We start from the raw sequence: 3,755 nt of genomic DNA on the forward strand, positions 1-3,755 counted from the left end.
GCGACGTCGAGCCAGAGCGTGCCCGCCGCGTCCGAGGGATCGGACACCTTGCCGCCCGTGAGCTTCAGGCGCAGCCAGTCTTTGGGCAGCAGCACGCAGGCGGTCTGGCGGAACAGTTCCGGCTCGTGACGCGCGACCCACAGCAGCTTGGGGGCGGTAAAGCCCGGCATCGCCAGATTGCCCGCCACGCGATGCAGTTGCGGCGCGCGCGCGGTCAGTTCAGCGCATTCATCGACGGCGCGCATGTCGTTCCAGAGGATCGCCGGGCGCAGCACGGTGTCGTTTTTATCGAGCAAGACCGCGCCGTGCATCTGCCCGGAAAGCCCGATGCCGCGCACTTCGGCGAATTCGTGCGGATGCTTCGCGCGCAGTGCGGCGAGCGCTTCGCGCGTGCCGTTCCACCAGTCGGCGGGATTCTGCTCGGCCCAGCGCGGATGGGGGCGCGAGACCGTGAACGGCGAGCCCGCGGTGCCGATCACGCGGCCGTCGGGCGCGAGCAGCAGAACTTTCACTTCGGAGGTGCCGAGGTCGATGCCGAGATACATGGGCGCGCACACTGTTCGTGTAGGTGGAGGCGCTACTTTAGCCGCGCACACAGGGCGGCGCCATGCGCGCCGACCCGAGGGCGCGGCGCGCGTCCGGTTGCGGTGGAAGAAGCTTGCGTATCGGCTGTATCAAACGCTGGCGCCGCGTTGCGAGAGCCACGCATCGACGCGAGCGAGCGCATCGCGCAGCGCGGCGACGAGTGGTGCGCTGCTGGCGAGGCTGCCCCACAGCAGCTTGTCGGCGCAGAAGGCTTCGAGCGGATCTTCAGACTCGAATATCTTCGCCACGGACGGGCCGTCCATCACGCCATCCTGATACTGATACGGCAGCGTGCCCGCGTTCCAGCGCTGCAGGAAACGCAGGAACAGCGCGGGCAGGATCGCGGTGGCCGTTGGCGTGGCGCCGGCCGCGATGCGCTGCGCGATGGTCGGCGCGATAAAGCCGGGGATCTTCGAAAAGCCGTCGGCGGCCACGCGCTGGTTGGTGTCCTGGATATACGGATTGCTGAAGCGCTCGAGCACCACGTCGCGATACTTCGCCAGATCGAGCGGACTGGGCGTGAGGCAGGGGATCACGTCCTCGGTCACGTAGGCGCGCGCGAAGGCCTGGATATCGGCGTCATGGGTGCCTTCGTGGATGTAGTCGAGGCCCACCAGCGTGCCCGCCCACGCGATACAGCTATGCGTGGCGTTGAGGATGCGGATCTTCGCTTCCTCGTAGGGCATCACCGATTCCACCATCTCCGCGCCCGCGCGTTCCCAGGCGGGCCGCCCCGCGCAGAAGTGATCTTCGATCACCCACTGGATGAAGGCTTCGCCCATCACCGGGCAGGCATCGTCGATGCCGGTGGCGGCCTTCACGCGCTCGCGCACGTCGGGCGTGGGGCGCGGCGTGATGCGATCGACCATCGAATCGGGGCAGGCCGTGTTGGCGTCGAACCATTCGCGCAGCGCCAGCGCGCCGCGCAGGCTCAGGAATTCGCGCATGCCCGCGTGAAAGCGCTTGCCGTTGCTGCGCAGGTTGTCGCAGGTTTGCAGCGTGACGGGATTTCCACCGCGCGCCATGCGTGCTTCGAGAATCGCGGCAAGCGCGCCGTAAATGGTGGAGCGCGCACCGTCCAGATCGGCGGCCAGATCGGGGTTGGCGGTGTCCAGACGGTCGTGTTCGTCGAGGTAATAGCCGCCTTCGGTGACGGTGAAGGCGATGATCTTGCAGACTGGATCGGCGCCCGCTTCGATGAGGCTAGCGAGATCCGCCGACCATGGCAGCACGCGCGTAATCGAGTGAATCTGCTCATAGTGGCGCTCGCCCTGCGGCGTGACGGTTTCGAGCGTATAGACGCCTTTTTGCGCGGCGAGCGCGTCCATCACGGGGTTCATATCGGCGCGGATATTGCCCACGGTGAGCGACCACGCCGGCTCGCCCGCCTCGCGTGTGAGGTTCACGCGATGCAGATACCACGCCTGATGCGCCCGGTGAAACGACCCGGCGCCAATGTGCAGGATCACGTTCGCGTCGCTGCGTGCGCTGTCCATATTTGTCTCCTGATTTTTTCGCCCTGATTTGGCCTGTCGGCGATGCGCGCATTTTTTGCGCCGTGATCTCTGGCGGGCGCGTCGCTCTCGGTGTGAGCATTTGCTCTATTGATGAACGAATGATCGTATCCGGTCGTGCGAAAGTCAAGCCAGGGACCACGGCATTTTGGTGATGCGCTGCGAGGTGATGGGGCTAGAAGGGCGCAACCGCGCGCGTCGATGAGCGACGCGGCGCAGTTGTTGCAGTGCAAAAACGCGGATAGGGAGGACGCGAGAAGGACGAGAGAGCGCGCGGCGAGCGATGCGCCGCGCCTGAAAATCTCAGGTCGATGCTTCAGCAAGGGCGGCGACTGCCGCCACCGCCTGCGCCGTCACATCGGCCGCGCAGCAATCGACGACGATGCGTTCCGGCATTGCGCGCAGCCACGTGAGCTGGCGCTTGCAAAGCTGGCGCGTGGCGAACACGCCTTTGTCGCGCATGGTCGCGTAGTCGATCAGGCCGTCGAGATATTCCCACGCCTGGCGATAGCCCACGCAGCGCATCGAGGGCAGATCGGCGTCCAGATCGCCGCGCTCGCGCAGGGCCTTCACTTCGTCGATCAACCCGTTGGCGAGCATCGCATCGAAGCGCTGTTCGATACGCTTGTGCAGCACGCTGCGATCCGACGGCTCCAGTGCGATTGGCACGAAGCGGTAATGCGCCGCCTCGTCGTCGGCGGTGCTCTGGCGCGGCGCGGCCAGCAGCGTCGACATCGGCTGCCCGGTCAGCAGGAAGATTTCAAGCGCGCGCTGGATGCGCTGCGAGTCGTTGGGCGCGAGGCGCGCCGCCGTGGGCGGATCGACTTCGGCCAGGCGCGCGTGCAGCGCGGGCCAGCCGTCGCGGGCCGCGTCGGCGTCGAGCTGCGCGCGTACGGCGGCGTCGGCGGTCGGCAGGTCGTTGAGGCCTTGCGTGAGCGCCTTGTAGTACAGCATCGTGCCGCCCACCAGCAAGGGCAGGTTGCCGCGCGCGACGATCTCGCCCGTCACGCGCAACGCGTCGGCGCGAAAGTTGGCGGCGGAGTAGGCATCGGCGGGATCGACGATGTCGATCAGATGATGCACGGCTGCGGCGCGCTCGGCGGCGTCGGGCTTGGCCGTGCCGATATCCATGCCGCGATAGACCAGCGCCGAATCGACGCTGACGATTTCGACTTCGCGGCCGCGCGCTTTCGATTGCGCGGCGAATTCCAGCGCGGCGGCGGTCTTGCCCGAAGCGGTCGGGCCGAGCAGGCACGCGACCGGGAGTACGTGATCCGTCATGCTCATTGACCGCGCATAAAAAGCCGATCGAGGTCGGCGAGCGTGAGTTGGTACCACGTCGGGCGGCCGTGATTGCACTGGTCGGCGCGCTCGGTGGCTTCCATCTGGCGCAGCAGCGCGTTCATTTCGTCGAGCGTGAGACGCCGGTTCGCGCGCACCGCGTGATGGCAGGCGAGCGTGCCGAGCATTTCGTGCTGGCGCTCGGTCAGCACGCGCGAGCCCCCGTAGGCGTGCAGGTCGGCGAGCACGGCGCGCGCGAGCGCCTGGAGATCGGCGTCCTTGAGCAGCGCGGGCACGGCGCGAATCGCAATCGAGGTGGGCGAGAGCACCGCCAGATCGAAGCCCAGCGCTTCGAGCGTGGCCTTTTCTTCTTCG

At 67.0% G+C, this 3,755-nt stretch carries 3 protein-coding genes and 1 pseudogene; all 4 read right to left on the reverse strand.

What is annotated here, in order from left to right; genetic code table 11:
• A partial coding sequence (locus VG320_RS03635; RefSeq protein ID WP_327198795.1) for an FGGY family carbohydrate kinase occupies positions 1-545 on the reverse strand: 545 nt, incomplete at its 3' end.
• 129 nt (positions 546-674) lie between these two features.
• A complete protein-coding gene (dalD, locus tag VG320_RS03640; RefSeq protein WP_327198796.1) occupies positions 675-2,081 on the reverse strand; it encodes a D-arabinitol 4-dehydrogenase in 1,407 nt (468 codons plus the stop codon).
• Positions 2,082-2,402: 321 nt separating this feature from the next.
• Positions 2,403-3,380, reverse strand: coding sequence for a tRNA (adenosine(37)-N6)-dimethylallyltransferase MiaA (gene miaA / locus VG320_RS03645; RefSeq protein WP_327198797.1), 978 nt, complete (start codon positions 3,378-3,380; stop codon positions 2,403-2,405).
• Between the two features lie 2 nt (positions 3,381-3,382).
• A pseudogene (mutL, locus tag VG320_RS03650) lies at positions 3,383-3,755 on the reverse strand (DNA mismatch repair protein MutL); the annotation flags it as partial.

Source organism: Paraburkholderia sp. (assembly GCF_035948235.1).
Lineage (GTDB): Bacteria > Pseudomonadota > Gammaproteobacteria > Burkholderiales > Burkholderiaceae > Paraburkholderia.

Excerpts from the sequence above, each read along its gene's own strand:
- miaA (WP_327198797.1), bottom strand. The coding sequence starts at position 3,380 with ATGACGGATCACGTACTCCCGGTCGCGTGCCTGCTCGGCCCGACCGCT.
- dalD (WP_327198796.1), bottom strand. The coding sequence starts at position 2,081 with ATGGACAGCGCACGCAGCGACGCGAACGTGATCCTGCACATTGGCGCC.